The sequence below is a fragment of the Frigidibacter sp. SD6-1 genome (assembly GCF_030143255.1).
Taxonomy (GTDB): Bacteria; Pseudomonadota; Alphaproteobacteria; order Rhodobacterales; family Rhodobacteraceae; genus TMP-24.
Genome location: NZ_JARJNR010000002.1, coordinates 1 through 25807 on the forward strand (window position 1 = coordinate 1; position 25807 = coordinate 25807).

At 65.0% G+C, this 25807-nt stretch carries 24 protein-coding genes and 1 pseudogene; 13 read left to right on the plus strand and 12 right to left on the minus strand.

Going from position 1 to position 25807, the window contains the following annotated elements; genetic code table 11:
- Positions 1–167 precede the first annotated feature (167 nt).
- The 4 genes and pseudogenes from P0645_RS04480 to P0645_RS04495 all read right to left on the minus strand — a co-directional run bounded on the left by P0645_RS04480 (position 168) and on the right by P0645_RS04495 (position 4605).
- Entirely contained in the window at positions 168–902 is a 735-nt protein-coding gene (locus P0645_RS04480; protein WP_284163374.1) for a TylF/MycF/NovP-related O-methyltransferase, read from the minus strand.
- Between the two features lie 199 nt (positions 903–1101).
- Positions 1102–1314, minus strand: a pseudogene (locus P0645_RS04485) (integrase core domain-containing protein); the annotation flags it as partial.
- A 204-nt stretch (positions 1315–1518) separates the two neighbouring features.
- A complete protein-coding gene (locus tag P0645_RS04490) occupies positions 1519–2919 on the minus strand; it encodes an aminotransferase (RefSeq protein ID WP_284163375.1) in 1401 nt (466 codons plus the stop codon).
- A gap of 120 nt (positions 2920–3039) precedes the next feature.
- Complete coding sequence (locus tag P0645_RS04495) at positions 3040–4605, minus strand: helicase HerA-like domain-containing protein (RefSeq protein ID WP_284163376.1); 1566 nt, start codon at positions 4603–4605, stop codon at positions 3040–3042.
- Between the two features lie 474 nt (positions 4606–5079).
- Here P0645_RS04495 and P0645_RS04500 point away from each other — a divergent pair, with 474 nt between their 5' ends.
- Positions 5080–5709, plus strand: coding sequence for an invasion associated locus B family protein (locus tag P0645_RS04500; protein WP_284163377.1), 630 nt, complete (start codon positions 5080–5082; stop codon positions 5707–5709).
- A 52-nt stretch (positions 5710–5761) separates the two neighbouring features.
- Here the strand turns inward: P0645_RS04500 and P0645_RS04505 are convergent, their stop codons facing one another.
- From P0645_RS04505 to P0645_RS04520, 4 genes are read right to left on the minus strand one after another with little or no spacing between them, the layout of a single operon-like run.
- A complete protein-coding gene (locus tag P0645_RS04505; protein ID WP_284163378.1) occupies positions 5762–6952 on the minus strand; it encodes a beta-ketoacyl-[acyl-carrier-protein] synthase family protein in 1191 nt (396 codons plus the stop codon).
- A 6-nt stretch (positions 6953–6958) separates the two neighbouring features.
- Positions 6959–7222: an acyl carrier protein gene (locus tag P0645_RS04510; RefSeq protein WP_284163379.1), complete on the minus strand. Its 264-nt coding sequence runs from the start codon at positions 7220–7222 to the stop codon at positions 6959–6961.
- Complete coding sequence (locus tag P0645_RS04515; RefSeq protein WP_284163380.1) at positions 7212–8318, minus strand: UDP-3-O-(3-hydroxymyristoyl)glucosamine N-acyltransferase; 1107 nt, start codon at positions 8316–8318, stop codon at positions 7212–7214. Before P0645_RS04515 ends, P0645_RS04510 begins: the two co-directional genes overlap by 11 nt.
- A 30-nt stretch (positions 8319–8348) precedes the next feature.
- Positions 8349–9983, minus strand: coding sequence for a L,D-transpeptidase family protein (locus tag P0645_RS04520; RefSeq protein WP_284163381.1), 1635 nt, complete (start codon positions 9981–9983; stop codon positions 8349–8351).
- 301 nt (positions 9984–10284) lie between these two features.
- On the opposite strand from P0645_RS04520, the gene mepK reads away from it, so the two are divergent.
- Positions 10285–10848: a peptidoglycan L,D-endopeptidase MepK gene (gene mepK, locus P0645_RS04525; RefSeq protein WP_284163382.1), complete on the plus strand. Its 564-nt coding sequence runs from the start codon at positions 10285–10287 to the stop codon at positions 10846–10848.
- Positions 10849–10937: 89 nt separating this feature from the next.
- On the opposite strand, the gene P0645_RS04530 is transcribed toward mepK, so the two are convergent.
- A complete protein-coding gene (locus P0645_RS04530) occupies positions 10938–13025 on the minus strand; it encodes an oxidoreductase (protein WP_284163383.1) in 2088 nt (695 codons plus the stop codon).
- 147 nt (positions 13026–13172) lie between these two features.
- A complete protein-coding gene (locus P0645_RS04535; protein ID WP_284163384.1) occupies positions 13173–15320 on the minus strand; it encodes a malate synthase G in 2148 nt (715 codons plus the stop codon).
- Between the two features lie 209 nt (positions 15321–15529).
- Between P0645_RS04535 and P0645_RS04540 the strand changes: the two genes are divergently transcribed.
- The 8 genes from P0645_RS04540 to gatB all read left to right on the plus strand — a co-directional run bounded on the left by P0645_RS04540 (position 15530) and on the right by gatB (position 22770).
- Positions 15530–15889, plus strand: coding sequence for an ArsR/SmtB family transcription factor (locus P0645_RS04540; RefSeq protein ID WP_284163385.1), 360 nt, complete (start codon positions 15530–15532; stop codon positions 15887–15889).
- Positions 15867–16337, plus strand: coding sequence for an SRPBCC family protein (locus P0645_RS04545; RefSeq protein ID WP_284163386.1), 471 nt, complete (start codon positions 15867–15869; stop codon positions 16335–16337). The genes P0645_RS04540 and P0645_RS04545 overlap by 23 nt, the downstream gene beginning before the upstream one ends.
- Before the next feature lie 32 nt (positions 16338–16369).
- Positions 16370–16852 carry an SRPBCC family protein gene (locus P0645_RS04550; RefSeq protein ID WP_284163387.1) on the plus strand — a complete coding sequence of 161 codons (483 nt, stop codon included), beginning with the start codon at positions 16370–16372 and terminating at the stop codon, positions 16850–16852.
- Positions 16852–17307, plus strand: a complete 456-nt coding sequence (locus P0645_RS04555) for an SRPBCC domain-containing protein (protein ID WP_284163388.1) — start codon at positions 16852–16854, stop codon at positions 17305–17307. Before P0645_RS04550 ends, P0645_RS04555 begins: the two co-directional genes overlap by 1 nt.
- An 87-nt stretch (positions 17308–17394) precedes the next feature.
- Complete coding sequence (gene pepN / locus P0645_RS04560; protein ID WP_284163389.1) at positions 17395–19977, plus strand: aminopeptidase N; 2583 nt, start codon at positions 17395–17397, stop codon at positions 19975–19977.
- Positions 19978–20124: 147 nt separating this feature from the next.
- The gene (locus P0645_RS04565; RefSeq protein ID WP_284163390.1) at positions 20125–20571 is read left to right on the plus strand and encodes a hypothetical protein; all 447 of its coding nucleotides are present in this window, start codon (positions 20125–20127) and stop codon (positions 20569–20571) included.
- Positions 20572–20630: 59 nt separating this feature from the next.
- Positions 20631–21161 carry a hypothetical protein gene (locus tag P0645_RS04570; protein WP_284163391.1) on the plus strand — a complete coding sequence of 177 codons (531 nt, stop codon included), beginning with the start codon at positions 20631–20633 and terminating at the stop codon, positions 21159–21161.
- Between the two features lie 85 nt (positions 21162–21246).
- Positions 21247–22770, plus strand: coding sequence for an Asp-tRNA(Asn)/Glu-tRNA(Gln) amidotransferase subunit GatB (gene gatB, locus P0645_RS04575; RefSeq protein WP_284163392.1), 1524 nt, complete (start codon positions 21247–21249; stop codon positions 22768–22770).
- A 28-nt stretch (positions 22771–22798) separates the two neighbouring features.
- On the opposite strand, the gene P0645_RS04580 is transcribed toward gatB, so the two are convergent.
- Positions 22799–23494, minus strand: a complete 696-nt coding sequence (locus P0645_RS04580) for a carbohydrate binding domain-containing protein (RefSeq protein ID WP_284163393.1) — start codon at positions 23492–23494, stop codon at positions 22799–22801.
- Between the two features lie 240 nt (positions 23495–23734).
- Between P0645_RS04580 and P0645_RS04585 the strand changes: the two genes are divergently transcribed.
- Positions 23735–24178, plus strand: a complete 444-nt coding sequence (locus tag P0645_RS04585) for a DUF4177 domain-containing protein (protein ID WP_284163394.1) — start codon at positions 23735–23737, stop codon at positions 24176–24178.
- A 246-nt stretch (positions 24179–24424) separates the two neighbouring features.
- Positions 24425–24781, plus strand: a complete 357-nt coding sequence (locus P0645_RS04590) for a hypothetical protein (protein ID WP_284163395.1) — start codon at positions 24425–24427, stop codon at positions 24779–24781.
- On the opposite strand, the gene P0645_RS04595 is transcribed toward P0645_RS04590, so the two are convergent.
- Positions 24770–25063 carry a BolA family protein gene (locus tag P0645_RS04595; protein WP_284163396.1) on the minus strand — a complete coding sequence of 98 codons (294 nt, stop codon included), beginning with the start codon at positions 25061–25063 and terminating at the stop codon, positions 24770–24772. The genes P0645_RS04590 and P0645_RS04595 overlap by 12 nt on opposite strands.
- 83 nt (positions 25064–25146) lie before the next feature.
- On the opposite strand from P0645_RS04595, the gene P0645_RS04600 reads away from it, so the two are divergent.
- Entirely contained in the window at positions 25147–25773 is a 627-nt protein-coding gene (locus P0645_RS04600) for a DnaJ domain-containing protein (protein WP_284163397.1), read from the plus strand.
- Positions 25774–25807: the final 34 nt, after the last annotated feature.

The following is a 25807-nucleotide window of genomic DNA, read 5'->3' on the forward strand; positions in this document are numbered from 1 at the left end:
GTTTGGGAGCTTGAATCACGCAGGCCGGGCAGCCTCAAGCCGATTAATGGGTCCTGACCCTAATTCCGCGTTCTCGGAGAACACCTCGAAATATGGTTCCGTGAATGAGGACACCGTCCTGGCTGTTCCATTGGAAGTCATCTCATGTTGTCTCTACGATGGTCTAGCTAGATCTTGATGCAAAGTCGTACCTGATCATTAACGCGGTTCAACATTGGCGCCCTGATTCCGGCGAAGTATTCGTCGACAGCCTTGCGTGAACCAGACCAGTAGCCATAGTCGTCAATGATGAGCACTCCGCCGGGAGAAAGTCTTGGATATAGCTGTTCGAGTTCGAGCCTCGTGGATTCGTACCAGTCAGTATCGAGCCGCAGTATGGAGATCTGCTCCGGAACATCTGTCTTGAGCGTTTCCAGCACGTCACCCTTCACGAAATTCACATTGTCTGTGGACAGCCCGGCATCCATGAAATTCTTCTCGACCTGTTCCAGCGAGGCGTAACACCAGCCTGTCTCGTCGCCATAGGTTTCCATGAGCGACGCCGCAGTAGCGCCATTCAAATCAACGTCCAATTCGGTCGGAGCGGTCATCCCTTCGAACGTATCATAAAGCCAGAGGCGACGCGGCGCGCCCAACATCTGGAAGGTTAACCCCGCCAAGATTGCGCTGCCGCCCATCCAAGCTCCGCATTCGACGAATGCCCCCGGAATGCCAACGGTATGTACATACCTGCAGGCGTTGTAGAGCGCAAACATTGCGTCCTTGCCCGTCATGGTATGGTTGCGGGTCTTCATGAAGAGCTCCATGAATGCCTCGTCAGCATCAATGTCGCGGATCGGGTAGTCCACCAACTGCGCATCATGCGTCTGAGAGTAAACGATTTTTCGTGGCTGAAGGGACATTGTGACCTCTTGCATGGTTGTGGCGTTTCCACTTTCCCGAGAGACGCTACACACTCCCCAACGCGATTGGAATCTCGACTTTCGCTGAAAATGATCGCTGACTTCAGACCCAACTTCCCTCCTGCTTGTGGCAGAGTCCGTCGGCTGGTGATCTGATCCCCAACGTTGACCGCCCGACGGCGGAGGTTTCCGGCTTCGCTCAGGGTGACGGGCTGGTGAGTCCCCCCGATTTCGTCAGCATGATCGGGACCTTGTTGCCGATCGCACCGTGCGGCCATTCCTCGTTGCAGTATCTACGCCAAGCCTCCAGCTTTTCGGCGGCATCCGCAAGGGTCATGAACCAGGGCTGGTTCAGGCATTCGGTCCGGAACCAGCCATTGAACGCTTCGATGAACGCATTGTCTGTAGGCTTGTCTGTAGGCTTGTCTGTAGGCTTGTCTGTAGGCTTGTCTGTAGGCTTGGCACCGAGGGCGACCGCAGGGTCTTCAGAAAATGGTTAACGACCGGTCCGGCGACCCGGCAGGCCCACGTCCTGCCATACCCTCAGGCATACGCCCGGACATACGTTGCCAGCGCCACGGTTGTGAATAATTAACCCAGCGTTCGCAAGCACTTGTCAGCCGATCCGGTAGCCTTCCCGCACCAGATCGTCCGTCACCCTGCGGATCGCCTTTTCCAGAGTCTCGGCGACGAAATCGATCTCGTCCTTCGTCACGATCAGGGGGGGCGACATCACGTTCAGATGGCCCATCGGGCGGACCATCAGCCCCATCTCCTCGGCCAGGTCCGAGATGCGCTTGGACTCGTTGGCCTCGTCCGGCAGGACCGCCTTCGTGGCCTTGTCGGCGACATTCTCGACGCAGAGCATCAGCCCCCTGCCCCGGACATTGCCGACGAGCGGCAGGGCCTCCAGTTCGCCCAGGCGGCGCTGGAAGTAGGGGCCGATCTCGCGGACATGCGCCAGAAGGCCCTCACGCTCCATGATCTCGATATTCTTCAGGGCTGCCGCGCAGGCGACCGGATGGCCGGAATAGGTGAAACCGGCGGTGAACCAGCGCTGGCCGCCCTCGGCCATCACGTCCCAGACCTTATCCGACAGGATCATCGCACCAAGCGGCTGATAGCCCGAGGTCAGGCCCTTGGCCGAACAGATCACGTCCGGCTGCACGCCGAATTCATCCAGAGACGCAAACCAGTGGCCCAGGCGCCCGAAGCCCGTCACCACCTCGTCGGCGATGAACAGGATCTCGTGACGCTGGCAGATCTCCCACATCCGTTTCAGGTAACCTTCGGGCGGTATGATGATCCCGCCGGAGGCCTGGATCGGCTCGGCGATGAAACCGCCGATCCGGTCCGCTCCGACCCGGGCGATCAGCGCCTCGAACTCGGCGATGAGGTCATCGCAGAACTCAGCCTCGCTTAAGTGAGCGGGCCTGCGGTAGGGATTGGGACAGGACAGATGATGAATGCCCTCGGTCTTGTAGCGGAACTCCTCGACCCGGTCGCCGGGGCGCTTGCCCACCGACTGCGCAAGATAGGTCGAGCCGTGATAGCTGTAGTCGCGCGCCACAACGTCGGTCTTCGCCGGATAGCCGCGCGCATGCTGGTAATAGGCGACCATCCGGACGGCCGTATCGACGGCGGTCGAGCCGCCCGTGGTGAACATCACCCGGTTGAGGTCACCCGGCGCGATCTCGGCGATCTTGCCCGCGAGCCGCGCGGACGGGTCGTTCGTCATGTCGACGAACGTGTTGGAAAAGCCAAGCTTCATCGCCTGATCGGCGATCGCATCGGCCATCTCGCGGCGACCGAGCCCGATGTTGGTGCACCAGAGCCCGCCCACCGCGTCGAAATATTTCCGCCCCTCGGCGTCCCACAGGTAACAGCCTTCGCCCCGGCTGATCACCAGGGCGCCCTTCTCCTCGAAGGGGCCGAAATTCGTCCAAGGATGCAGGGCGTGGGCACGGTCCGTCTCCCACAGCGCCTCGTTGGACTTCGAGTGCACGGCGTGAGTCATTTTGAATCTCCAGTCAGAATGATTTTGACAGCATAGTCAAAATCACGGCAGAGACAACGAGAATTTTTGATCAAAAATTTTCACCCCCGCCGTCGCGCCTTCGATCCGGCCGATGAGCGATCAGCGCGACTTGAAGAGGCTCCCCAGCACCCCCCGTATCAGGGCGCGGCCGGCGCTGGAACCGACGTGGCGCGCAAGGCTTTTCCCGAAGGTCGCTGCAATGCTGTCGGAGCGCGAGGAAGTGGTCCGGCGCGGCTTCTCCGTGCGCCCCCAGGGGCTTGCATCGTCATAGCGGCGGCCCTTCTTGTAGTCGCGCGCCTCTTCCTTCTCGCGCGCCGCCCGCTCCTCGGCTTCGGCTGCCTCTTTTGCCGCGGCGTCTGCGCGTGCCTTCAGCAGTTCGAAAGCCGATTCCCGGTCGATCGAGCGCTCGTACTTGCCCGCAAGCCCGCCCTCGGCCATCACCTGCGCCCGCTCCTCGGGGCTGATCACGCCAAGGCGGCTTTCCGGTGGACGGATCAAGGTGCGCTCCACCATCCCCGGCACGCCCTTGGCCTCGAGGAACGAGGTCACAGCCTCGCCCGTGCCCACTTCCTTGATCGCGGTCTCGGTATCGAAGCGCGGGTTCGGGCGATAATTCTCGGCCGCGCGGCGCAGGTCCTGCTGGTCCTTCGCCGTGAAGGCGCGCAAGGCATGCTGCACCCGGTTGCCCAACTGGCCCAGCACATCGTCGGGAATGTCGGCCGGATTCTGGGTGACGAAATAGACCCCCACCCCCTTCGACCGGATCAGCCGCGCCACCTGCTCGACCTTGTCCACCAGCGCCTTTGGGGCGTCATCGAACAGAAGATGCGCCTCGTCGAAGAAGAAGACGAATTTCGGCCGGTCGGGATCGCCGACCTCCGGCAATGTCTCGAAGAGTTCCGACAGAAGCCAGAGAAGGAAGGTGGCATAAAGCCGGGGCGAGCCCATCAGCTTGTCGGCGGCAAGGATGTTGATCTGTCCCCGCCCGTCGGGTGCGGTACGCATCATGTCGAAGAGGTCGAGCGCCGGTTCGCCGAACAGCTTCAACCCGCCCTGGTTTTCGAGGACCAAGAGCTGGCGCTGGATCGCGCCGATGGTCGCGGGCGCGACATTTCCGTAGCGTAGCCCGATCTCGGCGGCATTCTGGCCGATCCACACCAGCATCGCCTGCAGGTCCTTCAGGTCCAGCAGCGCCAGCCCTTCCTCGTCGGCGATGCGGAAAGCGATGTTCAGGACGCCCTCCTGCGCATCGGAAAGGTCCATCAGCCGCGCCAGCAGCAGGGGCCCCATCTCGGAAATCGTGGTGCGGACCGGGTGCCCCTGCTCGCCGAATATGTCCCAGAAGACCGTCGGGAAGGCGCGGTAGGAAAGCTCGAACCCGATGGTCGCGGAACGCTTCAGGAAAGCTTCGTGCAGCTTGTGGCTTTCCGAGCCTGCGCGCGCGAGGCCCGCCAGATCGCCCTTCACGTCGGCCATGAAGACCGGCACGCCCGCCGCCGAGAAGCCTTCGGCGAGGATCTGCAAGGTCACCGTCTTGCCGGTGCCCGTCGCCCCGGCGATCAGCCCGTGGCGGTTGCCGTACTTCAGCAGCAGCTCCTGCGGGATGCCATAAGCCTCGCCCCCGCCCCCGGCGAAAAGGCCGTTTTCGGTCAGTTCGGTGGTCACGCGCACATCCTCCAGCGTCTCAAGTGTGGACGGCCGGATCAGCGTCCGCCCGCCGCGATACGGCCGCAGAATACATTCTTAACCTTGCAATGCCATAGTCCCGTCATCCCGGACGCGCCTGTGCGCGCAAGGGATATGACTTCCTCCCTGTCAGACTGGCCGCGCCGCGATCGGCGCGGCTTTTTTCGTGATTTTTCCGTCAACTACCGGTTTACAAGTGCGGCGATTTTTCATGTTGACGAACGGGGGAAAGCCTTCTAGCGTCACGACCAATGAGATAGTCGGCCCGTCCGACAGGGAGCGAGAAATGGACCGGGACCCTTTATCGGGTCCCGTTCTGCTTTGGGTCGCACGCTCTCGAACCTGGCGAATTTCCGCTGCCCCGACCGGCCCGCGCACCGCTTTTGCCCCTGACAGTCGCCGTACCCCGTGCTAAGGCACGCACCAACAGAAACCTTCGACGGACCCGCTCACATGACCGTTGCCGCCCGCTCGCTCCTCCTGCCGCTCGTGCTGAGCCTCTCGCTCGGCCAGATGGCCCTCGCGCAGGAGACCACGACCGAGAATCCGAATGTCACCGAGGCGCCCGCCACCGACCAGCCGGTCACCGGGACCGAACTGAACATGGGAACCGACGTGGCCAATGTGGCCGAACCTTATGTCAAATCGACGCATGGCGACTGGCAGTTGCGCTGCATCCGCACCCAGGACGGTTCCGACCCGTGCGAGATCTATCAGCTTCTGAAGGATGCCAAGGGCAATTCGGTGGCCGAGATCACCATGGTCGCCCTGCCCGACGGCGGCCAGGCGGTGGCCGGCGCCACGGTCATCGTGCCCCTGGAAACGCTCCTGCCGCAGGAATTGCGCCTTGCCATCGACGGCGGCACGCCCAAGAGCTATCCCTACACGTTCTGCGCTGTCGTCGGCTGCTTCTCGCGGATCGGCTTCACCGGCGAAGAGATCGAGAAGATGAAGAAGGGCAACAAGGCCACGATCTCGGTCGTGCCGATCGCCGCGCCGGACAAGATCGTCTCGGTCGATATCTCGCTCAAGGGCTTCACCGATGCGCTGACTGCGGTGAAGGCAGAGATGCCGAAGCCCTGAGGCGGACACGGGAAAAGCTGAAGGACGCCGCCCCACGGGCGGCGTTTTCGTTTCACGCCCGGCGCAGGGCCAGAACCGCGTTGAGGCCACCAAAGGCGAAGGCATTCGCCAGACAGGCGGAAACCTCGGCGGTCCGCGGGGCGCGCTGCACGAGGTCGAGAGCGCAGTCGGGATCGGGATCAGCGAGGCCGACAGTCGGCGCGATCCCCTCGCCCCGAAGCGCCGCGAGGCAGGCAAGCAGTTCCACCGCCCCGGCCGCCCCCATCAGATGGCCATGCGCGCCCTTGGTCGAGGAAACGGCAACGCCGCCCGGAAAGGTCGCGCGGATCGCCTCGGCCTCGGCCCGGTCATTCGCACGCGTGCCGGTCCCGTGGGCCTTCACATAGCCGACCTCGCCGGGCGCGAGGCCCGCATCGGCCAGCGCCCCGCGCATCGCCCTCTCGGCACCTGCCGCCGACGGCAGGACCATGTCCTCGGCATCGGCGCCCATGGAAAAACCGGCGACCTCGGCAAGGACCGGCGCCCCGCGCGCAAGCGCTGCCTCCCGCTCCTCCAATAGATAAATCGCCGCCCCCTCGCCCATCACCAGCCCGTTGCGCATCCGGTCGAACGGCCGACAGCCATCGGGCGAGAGAACCCGCAAGCCCTCCCACGCCTTGAGGCCGCCGAAAGTCAGCATCGCATCCGCACCGCCCGCCAGCATCGCAGGGGCGGCGCCCGAGCGGATCATCTGGAAAGCCAGCCCGATGGCATGATTCGCCGACGCACAGGCGGACGAAACGGCAAAGGTCGGCCCTTTGCAGCCGAACTCGATCCCGATCCGGCTCGCGGGCGCATTCATCATCAGGCGCGGCACGGTGAAAGGATGCACCCTTTCGCGCCCCTCGGCGAAGACCGCGCGATAGGCCGCCTCGGCCGTCTCATGCCCGCCGCCCGCCGTGCCGACGATCACCCCCGCACCGGGCGGCATAGCCGTCAGGCCCGAAGAGGCCACCGCCTGCCGCGCCGACTGAAGGGCGAACTGCGTCGCCCGGTCGAGAAGCGCCAGATCGCGGGGGGGGAAATGCCGGGCAGGATCGAAGTCCGTGACCGGCGCACCGATCCCCACCGTCAGCCGGTCCGCATCGGGCAAGTCGAGCGTCCGGATCGCCGTACGTCCGGCGATCAGACCGGCGATGGTGTCGGCTACCGACTGGCTAAGCGGATTGACCGTGCCCGCCCCGGTGATGACCACCCGCCGCATCGGGCCTCAGCCCCGGGCGCGCACGAGCGCCTCGACCTCGGCGATGATCTCGCCCACGGTCGCGGTGCCGAAGGCGGTCGCCTCGGGCCTGTTGGCATTGAAGGGCACGGTGATGCCGAACCGCTCCTCGATGGCGAAGATCGCCTCGACGAGGCCCAGACTGTCGAGCCCGAGGTCCGAAGCAGGCAGGTCGGCCCGCACTTCAGTAGCATCGAGAAGCGCCTCGCGTGCAAGGATCGCGGTCACTTGGGCGGCGATGTCAGCCGTCATGGCCATCGTCCTTCGCCCCCGACCGCGCCCGAAGCTCGGCCACCTGCGCAAAGAGGCGCGGCAGGCGGCGGATGTTCTTCCAGGCGTCGATATGGGTTTCCATCCTGATCGCGGGATAGCCGAGCAATACCCGACCCGCAGGCGCGTTCGACATGATCTTGGTCGCGCCGCCCGCGATCACGTCGTCGCCGACGAAAAGGTTGTCGCCCACGCCGCACTGCCCGCCCATCACCACCCGGTCGCCAATGCGTGTCGATCCGGCGATGCCGACCTGACCGCAGAGCAGACAGTCGCGCCCGACCGTCACGTTATGGGCGATATGGACGAGGTTATCGAGCTTCGTCCCCGAGCCGATCCGCGTGGCGCGGATCGTACCCCGGTCGATGGCGCAATTGGCACCCACCTCGACATCATCGCCGATCTCGACGGTGCCCAGCGAATGGATGCGCAGCCAGTTCTGGTCCGTCACCTCGCCGCGCTCGCCCAGCGTCTCGCGGATCTGTTCGACGCCGGATTTCTTCTCGGTCACGAAGGAAAAGCCGTCCGATCCGATCACCGCGCCGGGCTGGCAGATGAACCTGTCGCCGATCGTGATCCGCGCGCCGATCTGCGCGCCGGTGTGGATCAGCGCGTCGGCGCCGATCGCGGCCCCTTCGGCGATGGTGACATGGCTGGCGATCCGGGCGTTCGCCCCGATCCGGACCCCTCGGCCGATGACGACAAAGGCACCGATCGCCGCGCCCGGGGCGATGCTGGCACCGGGGTCGATGACCGCGCTTGCATGGATGCCCGGCGCGATCTCGGGCCCCGGATCGAAGAGCCGCGTGAGGCCCGACATCGCCAGCCGCGGCCGCCCGACGAGGATCGCGGTCGTCAGCCCCAGTGCCTGCCAGTCGGCATCGGCCCAAAGGACAGCCGCGCGCGCCCGTCCCAGCGCAAGGCCCGGCGCATATTTCGGGTCCATGGCCAACGCCAGCTGATCCGGCCCCGCCTGCGCCGGCTCCGCCGCGCCCGTCACGCGAAGGCTTGCCTCGCCGACGGCGGCGCCGCCGATGGCACGCGCGATCTCTTCGATAGTATGACCGGTCTCTGCCATGGGTACTCCCGCGCCTCTCAGCGCCGAGATTTACCCCTGAACCGTCGGCAAGGCCACCCCGGCCGCGCGCATCGCCTCGAAGATCGCGCCATCACGCCCGTAGACGTCGCGGCGATAGTCGATATGGCCCTCGGCATTCGGCCAGGCGGTGTAATAGACCAGATGCACCGGCACCGGCTGATCGAGCGTCACCACGGTTTCCTTGCGGGTATCGAGGTGGCTGTGGAACAGCCCTTCGGGATCATCCGTCTGACGCGCGAGCAGCACATAGGCCAGATCGAACGGCCGACCGAGGCGGATGCAGCCATGGCTGAAGGCGCGCACCTCTTTCTGGAAGAGCGGCTTTTGCGGCGTGTCATGCAGGTAGATGTTCCACTGGTTGGGGAACATGAATTTCACCAGGCCGAGCGCATTGCCGTCCGACGGCGCCTGACTCATCGAGAAGGGGAAGTTCCGTTCGGTGAACTGGGTGAAATCGACCGCGGCGCGGTCCACCTGCCGCCCCGACCGGTCGACGATCCTCAGATGCCGGGCCGCATTGGGGTTCTTCTGCAGCATCGGCAGATATTCCTTGACCGTGATCGAGCGTGGCACGTTCCAGGTCGGGTTGATGACCATGAACTCCATCTGGTCGGAAAATTCCGGGCTGCGGGTGTCCTTGCGGTTCTGGCCGACGACCGTCACCGTCTCGAAGGTGACGCGGCCCTCGTCCACCACCTTGGCGGTGAAATCGGGAAGGTTGACCCAGACATGGCGCGCGCCGAGCGGCAGGCCGTTCATCCAGCGCAGCCGCTCCATGGCGACAAGCACCGATTCCAGCCGCTCTTCGGGGCTGCGATTGATCTCGGCAATCGTGCCGTCGCCTGCCACGCCGTCGGGCGTCAGCCCGTTGTCGATCTGGAACCGTTGCAGCGCGCGGCTCAACTCGCCATCGAACGTGGCGTTCGAGTTGGGCGCGAGATAACCAAGCGCGATCAGCCGGTCGCGAAGCGCGATCACGGCCGCCCCTTCGTCGCCCGGCGTCAGCTTGCCGTCGGGAACCTTCGCCCCCCAGCCGCCCGCGTCGATGGCGGCAACCAGATCGAGACGCGCCTTCTGCAGGGCCGCATATTCCGGCGCCGACGGCGGCAGCGCGGCGATGAAGGCGACCGGATCGGCGGCGGCGAACCCGTCAAGCTGGGCGCGCGCCTCCTTGCGCGGCACCTCGCGGACGATGGTCGGGTCGATCGCGGCAGGCGTCAGGAACCCGCTCTGCACGTCGCGCGCATAGGCGAGGAACGTGCGGGTCACATCCACCTCGAGCCGCGCACGCTGCGCCTCGGACTGGACCGCATGGAAGCGCTGCATCAGCGCCTCGGCTTCGTATTTTCCGACGGGCAGACCGTGATCGCCCGCCTCGGCCAGCGCCCGGAACAGCGCCTCGCGGCGCCGGGCGTCGCCCGGGCCGGTCCAGAGCGTCGCATAGCCATGGTCGCGGTAGAAACCGGCGATCGCCGCATCCTCCGCCGCAGCCTCGGACAGGCCCGACCGGAAGGTTGCGGTCTGCGCATGGCTCGCGCCCGACGCGCCCAGCGACAGAAGCGCGGCGAGCGGCAGGGCAAGAAGGACGGACGCGCCGCAAGACAGGCGGCGACGGGCATGGGAAATGGCTCCCGCGGGGATCATCGAAACCTCAAGGACTATGCGTCTTCAGAATACAGGCTTGAAGTGTTTGGCAAAGTACTCCAAGGGCGATTCGGATAAGGGGCCACAAAATCTCGCGGATTGCGGATTTTGGGCCACTAATCCGGCGATCCGTTCACGCGACCGTGATCTGAGCGGGATTCTGCCGAATATCCTTATTTTCCGATCCGTAGACATTTGCGTGGTTGGCAGGCGAATCTTCCCGTGGCATAAAACGCGGGCACTTGGGGATAAGTTGCACCAAGAACCGCGCCTTAAGCGGAACGGGACAGGACGGATGAACATGTCAGGCAAGAACGGGGTCAGCCGCCGCGGGCTGTTGGGTGTATTTGCGGCCACATTGATCACGGCCGCGCCGACCTGTTCGAATGCCTTCGGCTTCCTGCGCGGCGCGGGCGATGTACGCCGCATCCGCATGTATTCCGGCCGGACCGGTGAAAGCCTCGACACGATCTACTGGATCGAGGGCGAATATATCCCCGAAGCGCTGAACGAGATCAGCTATTTCATGCGCGACTGGCGCTCGGATGAGGTCAAATCGATCGACCCGCGCACCATCGATATCGCCGCAGCCTCGCACCGTCTGCTTGAGGTCGACGAACCCTACATGCTGCTGTCCGGCTACCGCACCAAGAAGACCAATGCCATGCTGCGCGAAGGCTCGCGCGGGGTGGCGAAGAATTCGCTGCATATCCAGGCCAAGGCCGCCGACCTGCGGCTGCGCGCGCGCTCGGTCGCGCAGATCTACCGCGCCGCATCGGCCTGCGAGGCCGGCGGCGTCGGCAAATATTCCCGCTCCAACTTCGTCCATATGGATTGCGGCCCGGTCCGCACCTGGGGCGGCTGAACCACTCTTTCCGTCCGTTCGACCGAAGGCACCGATATCTTGAAAAGATATCGGACCGGATTTCTTGAAGAAATCCGGCGGCGCAATATTCATCTGTCCCGGAACAGTCCGACGACCTCGCGGCGGAAGGACGGATCGTCCCCCCATTCCTCGTCCCAGAGCCCGGCATCAAGTTCGCGCGCATAGCGGTGCCCCGCAAAGGTCGCCCAGGCGATCGGCCCCGGCGCGGCCGCGTCGCCGATCAGTCGCACCGACCGGATGGCTGCCGCCTGCCAGTCCGGCCTGCGGGACAGAAGTTCGCGATAAAGCCCGTCCTCCGGCTGGCGGGACGCCACCATCACCAGGGCATCGCAACCGATATGGCCCCGCCCGTCTGTGTAGCTGCAGCAGGTTTCCACCCCGTCGGCGGTGATCGCGGCCAGGCCGGTGTTCAACCGGATGGCGACACCCCTGTCCGCCAGCCTGCGGTGGATTGTCGCCTGTTCCAGCGTGTTGCGCGTCCAGTCCGAGACGAAGGCGGCGGGCGTCACCAATGTCACATCGCAGCCCGTGGCGGCCAGCAGTTCGGCCAGCACTCCGCCCATATAGAAATGATCGTCGTCGAAGAGGACGACGCGGCCCTTGGGCAGCCGTCCCTCCATCAGATCGTCGGGCGTGAAGGTCGGAAGACACCCGTCACGCGGGATCGGCACCACATGCTGGCGCGCGACGCCATCCGCGCGCCAGCGGCTGCCGGTGGCGACGCAGACATGTTCGAAGCCGAAGGCCATCACCTCATCGGCCGTCAGCGCCGAATTGGGATAGAGCGAAACATTGGCCCACTGACGCAATTGATAAAGCCGGTAATCGACCACCCTGCCCCAGGCGCCGAGGCCGGGCAAAAGCCGCTCGCGCGCAACCCGCCCGCCCATGATCCCCCGCGCCTCGGCCACTGCCACCTCATAGCCGCGGAGCGCGGCCGCCCGCGCGGCCTCGAGGCCCGCGGGACCGGAGCCGATGATCAGCACGGACGCGCTCTCGCCCTTCGGCGCGATCCTTTCCGGATGCCAGCCGCGCCGCCATTCCTCCATCCAGGTCGGGTTCTGGGTGCAGCGTCCCATGCCGCCGGTCATGTCGCCGGTGATGCAGATGTTGCAGCCGATACATTCGCGGATATCCTCGATCCGGCCCTCGGCCACTTTCAAGGGCAGGAACGGATCGGCAATCGACGGGCGGGCGCAGCCGATGAAATCCAGGACGCCCTGCCGCACCATGCGCACCATGACATCCGGCGAGGTGAAGCGGCCGACGCCGACGACGGGGCGGTCCGACAACTCCCGGATGCCCTTCACCAAAGCTTCCTGCGCCGCCTCCTCCCTGAAGCGCGAGGGGCCGGAACAATCCTCCCATGTGCCATGGGCCAGGTCCCACAGGTCCGGCAGATCGGCATTCATCGCGATGAAATCGCGGACCTCCGCATTGGAAAACCCCAGATCGCCGATCGTCTCGTCAAGCGAGACACGAAGCGTCAGCGCCATCCTGTCGCCCACCGCGTCGCGCATGTCGGCGATCACCTCGCGCACGAAGCGCGAGCGGTTTTCAAGGCTCCCGCCATATTCGTCCGACCGCTGGTTGGTGGCGCGGCTGAGGAAATGCTGGAAGATGCCGAACCCGTGCGCGCCGTAAAGGCAGATCAGGTCGAAGCCCGCCCGTTCGCAGCGCCTGGCAGCCGTCACGAACCAGCGGCGCAGGTTGCGGATGTCGGACCTGTCCATCGCGCGGGCCTGCACCGGATCATTGGTGAAGGTGCGGATCGGCAGGGCGGAAGGGGCGAGCGGCACTTCCTTGGTGTAGAAATTCGGCCCGTTGATGCCGGAATAGGCCAGCTGGATGCCCGCGAGCGCCCCGTGTTCCTTCATCTTATCGGCCATGCGGGCGATCATCGGAATGTCCTGATCCTCCCATAGCCTCAGTTCGATGAAGGGCGTGATTTCCGAGGTTGGATGCATCTCGGTCTGTTCTGTGAAGATCACGCCCCAGCCCCCTTCGGCCTTCACCCCGCGCATGGCGGCGACGGCCGAGGGGTCACGATAGCCGCCGCCATTGCAATGCGGCACCTGATAGAAGCGGTTGGGCGCGGTCTTCGGGCCGATCCTTTGCGGCTCGAACAGGATATCGTAGCGGGGATCGCGCGCCATGTCCGCACCTCGTCGACGCGGCGCCCGCCGCTTCAGGAGCCCCAGAGGGGCGGCTCTCATCGTGCAAGTAAACTAAGCTTTTTCCAAGCTTCCGTTAGGCATGCGCTACGCCCTGGTCGGAGCCTCTCGCCGCCGGCCCCGGAAGGATCAGCCCTGCAGCGCTGCCTTCACCTCCAGCCGCCGCGCGTGCAGCACCGGCTCGGTATAGCCCGACGGCTGCGTGCGGCCCTTGAAGACCAGATCGCAGGCCGCCTGGAAGGCGATACCGTCATACCCCGGCGCCATCGGCCGGTAGGCGGGGTCGCCCGCATTCTGGCGGTCCACCACTTCGGCCATCTTGCGCAGCGCGGCCATCACCGTCTGGGCATCGACGACGCCGTGATGCAGCCAGTTCGCCACATGCTGGGCCGAGATGCGGCAGGTGGCGCGGTCCTCCATCAGGCCCACATCGTTGATGTCGGGCACCTTGGAACAGCCCACCCCCTGATCGACCCAGCGCACCACATAGCCGAGGATGCCCTGCACGTTGTTTTCCACCTCGCGCGCGACCTGTTCGGGCGTCCATTTGCGATATGTCGCAAGCGGTATGTCGAGGATCGCATCGACATAGGCGCGCCTGCCGCCCTTCCTCAGCCGCGCCTGCACCGCCATCACGTCGACCTTGTGATAGTGGAGCGCATGGAGCGTCGCCGCCGTCGGGCTGGGCACCCAGGCGCAATTGGCACCGGCCTTGGGATGGTCGATCTTCTGTTCCAGCATCGCCGCCATCAGGTCTGGCATCGCCCACATGCCCTTGCCGATCTGGGCGCGGCCCGAGAGGCCGCATTCCAGGCCGATATCGACATTCTGGTTCTCGTAGGCGCCGATCCAGCCCTTGCGCTTGATGAAATCCTTGCGGCTGAAGGGACCCGCCTCCATCGACGTATGGATCTCGTCGCCCGTCCGGTCGAGGAAACCGGTGTTGATGAAGGCCACGCGATGGCGGGCGGCGCGGATACATTCCTTGAGGTTGACGGATGTCCGCCGCTCTTCGTCCATGATCCCGATCTTGACCGTATGGGCGGGCAGGCCCAGCACCTCTTCGACGCGGGCGAAGGTTTCGTCGGCGAAGGCCACCTCTTCGGGTCCGTGCATCTTCGGCTTGACCACATAGACCGAGCCGAGCGTGGAATTGCGGGGGCCTTCGGTCTTCTGCAGATCATGGAGCGCGATCGTGACCGTGATCATCGCATCCATCAGCCCCTCGGGCACCTCCGAGCCGTCGGGCAGAAGGATTGCCGGATTGGTCATCAGATGGCCGACGTTGCGGACCCAGAGGAGCGCGCGGCCCTTGATGGTCAGGTCCGATCCGTCCGGCGCGGTGTAGCTCCGGTCGGGGTTCAAACGCCGGGTCAGGCTGCGCCCAGCCTTCTCGAACGTCTCGGTCAGGTCGCCCTTCATCAGGCCAAGCCAGTTCTCATAGGCCTGCACCTTGTCCTCGGCATCGACGCAGGCGACGGAATCCTCGCAATCCATGATCGCCGACATCGCACTTTCGATCACCACGTCGGCGAGGCAGGCCTGATCGCGCGAGCCGATGAAATGGGCCCGGTCGAAGATCAGTTCGACATGCAGGCCATTGTTCTTCAGAAGCACTGCGTCCGGTGCCCGCGGATTCCCGCGATAGCCCACGAATTTCGCTGGATCGACCAGCGGCAGGTCATCGACCAGCAACTGGCCGTCCTTCACATGATAGCGCCGCACGTCCCCGTGGCTGGCGCCCTGAATGGGAAAAGCCTCGTCCAGAAACACCCGGACCCGCGTCACGACCCGCGCGCCCCTGCCCCGTTCATAGCCACCGGGCGGCGGGGCCGAACCCATCGCATCTGTGCCATAGAGGCAGTCGTAGAGCGAGCCCCAGCGGGCATTCGCGGCATTCAGCGCATAGCGGGCATTGGTGATCGGAACGACCAGTTGCGGCCCGGGAACGCTGGCGATCTCGGGGTCGACATTGGCGGTGTCGATCTGGAAGGGACCGCCCTCGGGTAGGAGATAGCCGATCTCGGAGAGATAGGCCTTGTAGGCCTCGTGATCATGCGGCTGGCCGCGACGGTCGATGTGCCATGCGTCGATCCGGGCGTGAATATCCTCGCGCTTGGCAAGGAGCGCGCGGTTCTTCGGCGCCAGGTCGCCAAGAAGCGCCGCGAACCCGTCCCAGAACCGCTGAGGCGCGATGCCGGTCCCCGGCAGCGCCCGCTCTTCCAGAAAGGCGGCCAGTTCCGCCGCCACCGAAAGCCCGCTCCGCTCGACCCGCATGGTTCGCCTCCTTTGCCGCATACAAAAGTATGCCGTTGTTGAAAGACCTACCGGATGCCGCCCCGCCCGGCAATGTTCCGGTCCACTCCGTTTGCCGGAAAAGCCGAAATCACCTTTCGCAAATAATAGTAAGTCATCTTCCTAACTTTTTACTTGCGCGACTCGACTGACAGGAATAGTTAGGCGATGACATAACTGATGACGGATCGATGAACCTTTCCCCCGGCCAGCTCGACCATCTGTTCCAGGCCCTCGGCGATCCCACTCGCCGTGCGATCCTTGAACGGCTGGCGCGCGGCTCTGCCACGGTCAGCGAGCTGGCCGCGCCCTTCGACATGGCGCTGCCCTCGTTCATGGGCCATGTGCGCCGACTGGAGGAGGCGGGCCTCGTGACCAGCGACAAGGCCGGTCGGGTGCGCACCGTGACGCTGGTGCCCGGCGCCTTTACGCCGGTCAGAAGCTGGCTCGACGAGCAGCGCGCGATCTGGGAGGGGCGGCTCGACCGGCTGGACGATTACGTAACCCGCCTGATGAAGGAGCGCGGCAATGGATCTGGACCCCAAGACTGACCTGAGCTTCACCCGCACGCTCTCCGTCCCCCGTGCGCTCGTCTGGGAATGCTGGACCCAGCCCCGCCACATCCCGCATTTCTTCGTGCCGCGCCCCCACAAGGTCACGGCTTGCGACATCGACCTGCGCGTGGGCGGCCGGTTCAACACGACCTTCGAGGTCGAGGGCAACCTGATGGACAACCACGGCGTCTGGCTAGAGCTGATCGAGAACGAAAAGCTCGTCTTCACCGACGGCTACACCGAAGGCTGGAAGCCCGCGCCAGACCCGTTCATGACCGCGATCCTGATCCTCGGCGATGCGCCGGGCGGCGGCACGACCTATACCGCCATCGCCCGCCACCGGTCCTCGGAGAAGGCCGAGATCCACAAGAACATGGGCTTCTACGACGGCTGGGGCACGGTCGTCACGCAGCTTGAAGACTACGCGCGCGGGCTGATGAAATGACTCCGGCCCCCGAAACAGGGAAAGGACAGAGCATGAAGATCGACCCTGAACGTGACATCGTGATCGAACGCACTCTGAAGGCACCGCCGAACCTCGTCTGGCGCTGCTGGACCGAACCGGAGCTTTTCTGCCAATGGTATCTGCCCCGGCCTTGGTTCGTGGCCGAGGCGGTGTTGGACCTGCGCCCGGGCGGGCGCTTCTTCATGGCGGCGAGCGGGCCCGAGGGGCCGACCGTCAGCAACGAGGGATCGTTCCTCGAGGTCGTGCCGGAACGCAAACTCGTGTTCACCGACCTCTTTGGCGAGGATTACGCCCCGCTGGAGACGCCGGGCGCAGATTTCGGGCCGAACTTCACCGCCATCCTGACCTTCGCGCCGGAAGGCACGGGTACCCGCCACGTCTGCATCGCGCGCCACCGGACGGCAGGCGAGGCGAAGGCAAACCGCGAGATGGGGTTCGATGAGGGCTGGAAGGTGACTGCCGGGCAACTCGATGAACTGGCGGGGACGCTGTGATGGACATCGGGGCCGCAGACCGGACCATGACACTTGAACGGATCATCAACGCGCCCGTCGCCGCCGTCTGGGCCGCCTGGTCCGATCCCGAGGCCTTGCGGCAATGGTGGGGGCCGGACGGGTTTTCCTGCAAGACCCGGCGCATCGACCTGCGCGCGGGCGGAGAATGGGTCTTCGACATGATCGGGCCGGACGGGACGGTCTATCCCAACCACCATCTCTATCACCGCTTCGATCCCGAGGGTGGCATCGACTATGCGCTCCTCTGGGGCGAGAACGGACCGAAGCATGCCGATGCCACCGCGCGGTTCGAGGATCTGGGCGCAAGGACCAGGGTCACCCTGTCGATGATCTTCGTGACCGCCGAAGAGTGCGAAACCGCGAAGGGCTTCGGCGCGGTCGAGCTTGGCCTCCAGACGCTCGGCAAGCTTGCCGCCTTCATCGGCGCAGACTGACCGATCGGACCGGCAGATTGGGCGGGCCTGATTGCGGCGCCGGGACGGACGGCCTAACGTCCGACCCGGATGACCGGGAGGGCCCAGATGAGCGACGCAACGCCTGAGACGATCTATCTCAAGGATTATCAGCCCTTTCCCTTCCAGATCGCTCAGGTCGAGCTGACCTTCCGGCTGAAGCCCCGCGCCACCCGCGTCCTCTCGCGCATCGCCTTCACACCGAACCCGGCCCGTCCCGGGCGGCATGACCTGTTCCTGCATGGCGAGAAGCTGAAACTGATCTCCGCCGCCATCGACGGCAAGCCTTTGCCCGACAGCGCGCTGGCGATCACCGCCGGGGGCCTGACCGTCGCCGCCGCCCATCTGCCCCAAGGCCCCTTCACATGGGAAGCCGAGGTCGAGATCGACCCGGAAGGCAATACCGCCCTTGAGGGGCTTTACATGTCGGGCGGCATCTATTGCACCCAATGCGAGGCCGAGGGCTTTCGCAAGATCACCTATTACCCCGACCGGCCGGACGTGATGGCGCCCTTCCGCGTCAGGATCGAAAGCGAGATGCCCGTGCTTCTGTCAAACGGCAATCCCGAGGGCAGGGGAAAGGGCTGGGCCGAGTGGGACGACCCCTGGCCGAAGCCCGCCTATCTCTTCGCGCTGGTCGCGGGCGATCTGGTGAACCTGCCCGACCGGTTCACAACGCGGTCCGGTCGCGAGGTAGAGCTTAACATCTGGGTCCGGAAGGGCGATCTGGACCGTTGCCACTATGCGATGGACAGCCTCAAACGGTCGATGACCTGGGATGAGGAGGTCTACGGCCGCGAATATGACTTGGACATTTTCAACATCGTCGCCGTCGATGACTTCAATATGGGCGCGATGGAGAACAAGGGCTTGAACATTTTCAACTCGAAGCTCGTTCTCGCCTCGCCCGAGACCGCGACCGACCTCGATTTCGAACGGATCGAAGGCGTGATCGCGCACGAATATTTCCACAACTGGACCGGCAACCGCATCACCTGCCGCGACTGGTTCCAGCTGTGCCTGAAAGAGGGGCTGACGGTCTTCCGCGATCAGGAATTCACCTCCGACATGCGCTCGGCCCCGGTGAAGCGGATCGCGGATGTGCTGACCCTGCGCGCCCGCCAGTTCCGCGAGGATATGGGGCCGCTCGCCCATCCGCCCCGGCCCGATCATTTCGTCGAGATCAACAATTTCTACACAGCGACCGTCTATGAAAAGGGCGCCGAGGTGATCGGCATGCTGAAGCACCTCGTGGGCGACGATGGCTACCGCCGCGCGCTCGCCCTCTACTTCGACCGCCATGACGGCGAGGCGGCCACCATCGAGGACTGGCTGAAGGTCTTCGAGGATGCGACGGGCCGCGACCTCACGCAGTTCAAGCGCTGGTATACCGACGCGGGCACGCCGCGCCTTTCGGTCAGCGAGGCCTGGAACGACGGCACCTATACCCTGACCTTCGCCCAGGCCACCGCCCCCACGCCGGGGCAGGCGGAAAAACCGGCCCGCGTGATCCCGATCGCGGTCGGGCTCCTCAACCCCAACGGCGACGAGATCCTGCCGACCACCATTCTCGAAATGACGGAAGGCACGCAAAGCTTCCGGTTCGAGGGGCTGGCGACCCGGCCCATCCCCTCGATCCTGCGCGGCTTCTCGGCGCCCGTTGTCCTTGACCGCAAGGTGACCCAGGCCGAACGCGCCTTCCTGCTGGCGCATGACACCGACCCGTTCAACAAATGGGAGGCCGGGCGGTCGCTTGCCCGCGATGCGCTTTCCCGGATGATCCTTGAGGGCGAAGACCCCTCGGGTCAGCTGATCTCGGCGCTAGAGGCGATGGCCGGCGACGACAGCCTCGACCCGGCCTTCCGGGCGCTCTGCCTCCACCTGCCCTCGGCCGACGATCTGGCGCAAAGCCTTGCCGATGCCGGTCACGAACCCGACCCCGACCGCATTCACGCCGAACAGAAGCGGCTGGCAAAGGCGATCGCCGCACGGCTTGAGCCGACCTTCGAGCGGTTGTTCGGGGCCATGGAGGTGCACGGCGCCTACGCACCCGATGCGGCGCAATCCGGCGCCCGCGCCTTGCGGCTTGCCGCGCTTTCCTATCTGAACCGGATCGACGGCGGCGCACGCGCGAAGGCGCTCTACGCCAGCGCAACCAACATGACCGTGCGTCAGGGCGCGCTCATTTGCCTGATCGAGAACGGCACAGCAGAGGCGGCCCTTGCCGATTTCCGCGACAGGTTCGGCGCAAACCGGCTGGTGATGGACAAATGGTTCGCCTCGCAGGTCCTGCATGCCCCGCCCGCCGATGCGCCCGGCGTTGCGGCACGCCTTGCGGCCGACCCTGATTTCGACTGGAAGAACCCCAACCGCTTCCGCGCGCTGATGGGCGGGCTTTCTGCCAACCATGCGGGTTTCCACCAATCCTCGGGCGCGGCCTATGATTTCTACGCGGGCTGGCTCATCCGGCTCGATGCGCTGAACCCCCAGACCACGGCGCGCATGTCGACGGCGTTCGAGACCTGGGCGCGCTACGACGCCGGGCGCCGGGCGAAGGCCAGGGCGGCGATAGAGCGGGTCCTCGCCACGCCGGGGCTCAGCCGCGATTCGACCGAGATGCTCGCGCGAATGCTGGCGGCGCGGCAAACGTAAGGCGCGAACCATGGCGCTGGACAATTTCACACTCGTCACCCCAATGTTTCCGGCGCGGGCGAAAATTACGGCGAAATAGTGGCTGTACTATCGGTCTCAACGGTGCGCGGCGATAGTCGCGTTCGGGGAACTGTTGGGTGTTTTGACATGGTCACGGAGATCTTCGAATACCGACGCCAGGCGCGCGGGCCCTGGTCCTACCTGTCGCTCGCGGTCTGGACTGCGGTGATGTACGCGGGCTGGACGCAGGGCTTCGGGCTGATCGCTGCGCTCTTCTCCGGGCCGGCGCTCGGTTACACGCTGGCGCGCATCATCGAGAACGAGGCGGAAGGGTTCCGCATCGGGCCGGATGCGATCAGCCTCTTCCGCGACGCGATGGAAAGCCGCCATGCGCTGCGCGACGTCACTTCGGTGACCATCGGCCATTCGCCCGCATCCGGCACCGTCTGCCACTTGAACCTTGCAAATGGTCGCGTCGTGGAAGTGCCCGCGACATCGGCCTTTGCCCCAGAACGGCTGGCCGAGGAATTCCGGTCACGCGCCATCCCGGTCTGGCGCGACCACCATCGGGAAAACGCGCTCGCCTATGGTTGACATGAATTAGCCCAAAAGCCAGCGTAGCGCTCGCCCGGAACCGGAGAGAGGAAAGCTGGATGCCCTTCATCATCGGCCTGATCGGGATCATTTTCGCCGCCTATTTCTGGGCACAGCGCGCGCGGGCCGCTGGCGACATGGCGCATGAGCTTGCCGATATGGCCAGCGACGTGATGGGCGCCGCGCGCCGCTTCGGCTTCCGCCGCCGGGCGAATGTTCACCCTGTCGACAGCACTGACGATCCAAGGGTCATGGACGGCGCGCTTGCCATTGCCTTTCTCGAACTGGGCGGCCTGCCCTCGGTCGAGACCCAGAATGCCGCCGTGGCGGCGCTCGGTCGTCACCTTGGCTGCGATGTCGAGACAGCACGTGAACTGGCGATCCTTGGCCGTTGGCTGATGAACGAATCGAACGGCCCGGCCCAGTCGATCCCGCGCCTGACCAAGCGGCTTTACCGGCTCTCGGGTCCACAGGGTCTCATGCCGCTGATGGCGATCCTGAAAGATATCGGCGCGGCCGCTGGCGGCGATCTGTCGATCCGACAGAAGGAGGCGCTGGACGAGATCGCGCGGATATTCAAACTGTCCTGACCGTATCGCGCGCCTGCACTCCCGAAACCTTGCCCCGCGCCGCGCTCTCGCCTAGAAAGCCCGGTGAAGATCGAGGACCGGACCCATGCTAGACCATCTTTCCTACAAGACCCCGACGCCCAAGGTCATCCATGGCGCGAAGGAGGATTGGGAGCTTGTGATCGGCCTTGAGGTCCATGCGCAGGTCGCCTCCAAGGCCAAGCTCTTCTCCGGCGCCTCGACCGAATTCGGATCCGAGCCCAATTCCAACGTCGCCTTCGTCGATGCGGCGATGCCGGGGATGCTGCCGGTGATCAATGAATATTGCGTGGCGCAGGCGGTGCGGACCGGGCTGGGGTTGAAGGCCGCGATCAACCTGACCTCGGCCTTCGACCGCAAGAACTATTTCTACCCCGACCTGCCGCAGGGCTATCAGATTTCGCAACTTTACCACCCGATCGTCGGCGAGGGCGAAGTGATCGTCGACATGGGCCCGGGCGTCGCCCGCCGGGTCCGGATCGAACGCATCCACCTCGAACAGGATGCGGGCAAGTCGATCCATGACCTGGACCCGACCATGTCCTTCGTCGACCTCAACCGCACCGGCGTCGCGCTGATGGAGATTGTCTCGCGCCCCGATATCCGGGGCCCCGAGGAAGCGGCGGCCTATGTCGCGAAGCTCAGACAGATCATGCGCTACCTCGGGACCTGCGACGGCAACATGCAGAACGGCAACCTGCGCGCCGACGTCAACGTCTCGGTCTGCCGGCCGGGCGACTACGAGAAATACCAGGCGACGGGCGATCATTCGGTTCTGGGCACCCGCTGCGAGATCAAGAACATGAACTCGCTCAGATTCATTCAGGCGGCGATCGAATACGAGGCGCGCCGCCAGATCGCCATCGTGGAAGATGGCGGCAAGGTCGTGCAGGAAACCCGGCTTTACGATCCCGACAAGGGCGAAACGCGCTCGATGCGGTCGAAGGAAGAGGCGCATGATTACCGCTACTTCCCCTGCCCCGACCTTCTGCCGCTGGAGATCGAACAGGCCTGGGTCGATGATATCGCCGCGACCATGCCCGAACTGCCCGACGAGAAGAAGGCGCGCTTCGTCACCGGTTACGGCATCACCGAATATGACGCCGACGTGCTGACCGCCGAGGCCGAGAATGCGGCTTTCTTCGAAGCTGTGGCCAAGGGCCGCGACGGCAAGCAGGCGGCGAACTGGGTGATCAACGAACTCTTCGGGCGTCTCAACAAGGAGGGGCTGTCGGTCGAAGCCACCCCGGTTTCCGCCGCGCAACTTGGCGGCATGCTCGACCTCATCGCCTCGGGCGAGATCACCACCAAGATGGCCAAGGACCTGTTCGAACTTCTCTGGACGACTGAAAAGGGCCAGAACCCCGCCGAAGTCGCCCAGAAACACGGGATGAAGCAGGTCACGGACACCGGCGCGATCGAAAAGGCGCTGGATGACCTGATCGCGGCCAACCCCGAACAGGTCGAGAAGGCCAAGGTCAACGCCAAGCTCGCTGGCTGGTTCACCGGCCAGGTGCTGAAGGCCACCGGCGGCAAGGCCAATCCGGCGGTCGTCAATCAGATGGTGGCGAAGAAGCTCGGACTCGGCTGAGGGCCCAGGCAAGGACCCGGGCGACAGATCAGGCGGCGCGGCGCTTGCGCCGCTTGACACCCCAGAGCGCGGCAAGCCCGGTCAGGCCCGCGAACCCCGCTGCAGGAGCGGGAACCGTCGTGATAAGCGTCACATCGTCGATGAAGCCGCCGACACCGTCGGCTGCGCCGAGCGCGCCGAAGGACAAGGTATAGCTTCCCGGCGTCAGGATCGCGAAGCGGGTATAGACCTGCGTCCAGACCCCGACCGCCGCACCGTTCGTGCCGACCGTGACCCGGCCGTTCACCACATTGCCGAGGTTGTAGCTGATCGTGTTGGTCGCCGCGTTCCAGTTTTCCGGGCTGTACCAGAACGACAGCGCATAGACCCCCGCCGCCAGCGTCAGCGTCTGGCTGATCGAGGCATTGCGCCCCGGCCCGCCATCGAGCGAGATGAAGTGCGACCCGTCATGGGCATTCAAAGCCGTCGAACGGTTGTTCTGTATCTCCACCCGGCCGCCGCCGCCACCTTTCGACCAGCCCGAAAGCGTCGAATAAGTATCCCAACCCGGCGCTGTACTGCCCAGATTGTTGAAGCGGATGCCGTTCGTACGGCCCGGCTGGTTGCCGTTAGGCCCCGTCTCGAAACTGAAATTCGCGATCGGAATCGTTGCAGCAGACGCAGGCAGGCCTAGACCGGCCAGCCCGGCCAGCACCAGCGCTTGCAATACCCCGCGAAGTCCCATCCGTCTCATCCCGATCGCCGCTACCGGTCGTCCGGTTCGGCTTCTCATCCGCAGATAGACCATCCGTCTTTGGCAATTCTGTGGCATCCGGGCCGAAATGCCGTTGCGTCACGGGCCTTTCGGCGAAAAATTCCCCTCGGAAATCGCGCCGGGCACCGGCATAGGTGGAGGCGCGCCGCGCCTTGGGGTAGTGTGCGCGAATCCGGGCACACGGCTGGGCAGACGAGGGCAAGCTCCATCATGCAGCACTACGAGTACAAGGTCATTCCCGCGCCCGCCGACGGCGAAAAGGCGCGCGGCGCCAAGACGACCGAGGCCCGCATGGCGGTTGCACTCGCTTCCGCGATCAACGCCGAGGCGCGCGAAGGCTGGGAATATGTCCGCTCCGACATGCTGCAGACGACCGAGCGCACCGGCCTGTCGAAGCGTCGGCAGGTCTATGTGAGCCTTCTGGTCTTCCGCCGCCCGGTCGAGGCGGCGGTGGCGGAGGCGGGCACGGCAGAGGCGGCGCCCAAATCCTTCTTCCGCCTCGGGCGCCTGACCGGCCGCGTCGAGGCCGATGCGCCCCCGGCGGCGCCGAGGCTCCTCCTGAATGACGAAAGCGGCGCCGCGCCGAAGCTTGGCCCGGCAGAACCGCCGCCCGAAAGCGCCGCTGAAGGCACGGTCGGCGAAACGCCGTCCTAACTCCACTGGTGCGCTTCTGGCGCCAAAAGTGGAACCTGGCGCAGTTTGTCTGCCGATCAGCCACCAATGCCACCATGGCGCGCGCGACCACAACTCAGCATTGTATCTGTTTTATATCAACAAGATGGGTCACGCATTCGGCGGCACGGCCCCATTATTACCTCTGAATAGACACAATTTAGCCGCAATTGACTTGCCGGGCACCGCCCTGCCCCTCACCCTGAAGCCAGGGTTTGGGGGCTTCACATGACCACGTTCGAATACAAGCTGATTCCAGCGCCCCGGCAGCGCGCCGGTCAGGGCGTGCTTGCCGATGATGGCGCCTCGTTCGCGCCCACCGTTCAACGGCAGATCAACCTCGTCACCTCGGCGGGATGGGAATTTGTCGGGCGCGAGGCGATGCCGGTCGAAAAGCGCGCCTGGCTTGTCCTGCGCCGAACGGTGGACGAGGATTTCCTGGTCTTCCGCCGTCCGGTGACCGGCGCCGCGACGCGACCGGTTCAGCCGCCCAAAGTCCGCCCGAGGCGGGTCCGCCGCGCAGCGGCCCTTCCGGTCAACGTAACGCCCTTCGTCCGCGGCGCGGAACAGCCCTCACCCCGCTGAGGGACGTGCTGAGGGACCTTCGCAGGGGCCGTCAAGATCAAGCGACAGGGCGTGCAGGCGCCCGATGATTCCCGGCCCGAGTGCCTGGTGGATCGCGCGGTGCCGCTCGACCCGCCCAAGACCCGCCATCGCCCCTGCCCGCATCCGCACGCGGAAATGGCTCTCGCCGCCCTCGCGGAAGCCCGCGTGCCCCCGGTGCCGCTCGCTTTCATCCTCGATTTCCAGAAACTCCGGGGCGAAAGCCGCGCGCAGCGTTTCTTCGATTTCTGCCGCCAATCCCATTTTTTTCACCCAAACCCTCTTCAAAGCCCCGGCAAAAGCCCTAAACTCGTGCGCCCGAGTCGGAAAGGTGCCCGAGGATTTCCATGACCAGAAACGACCCGTTCGGTTTCGACATTTCGGCCGCGTCCGACAAGAAGCGCCGCACCAAGGGCAAGCGCGGCATGTCCGGCGCGTTCGAGACGTCTAGCCGCGGCTGCGACCACAAGGGCTGCACCGAGGCCGGCCAGTACCGCGCGCCGAAATCGCCCGACACGCTTGACGATTACTTCTGGTTCTGCCGCGAGCATGTGCGCGAATATAACCTCAAGTGGAACTTCTTTCAGGGCACGACCGAGGAAGAGTTCGAGAAATTCATCGACAAGGACCGGGTCTGGGGCCGTGAGACCAAGCCCTTCGGCAAGAAGGGCGACGAGGACCGCGCCTGGCAGCGCCTCGGCATCGACGATCCGATGGAGCTTCTGGGGGCCAATGCCACGCTGAACCCCGGGCGCGTCGCGGGCCGCAAGCTGCCGCCGACCGAACGGCGGGCGCTGGATATCCTCGAGGCGAAGGACAGCTGGACCAAGACCGAGATTCGCAAGCAATACAAGGGCCTCGTGAAGGATCTTCACCCTGACATGAACGGCGGCGACCGGTCGGACGAGGAGCGCCTGCAAGAGGTTGTCTGGGCCTGGGACCAGATCAAGGACAGCCGGAATTTCAAGGACTGACGGCGTGCCGACGACCTGACCCGCACCGGATCGG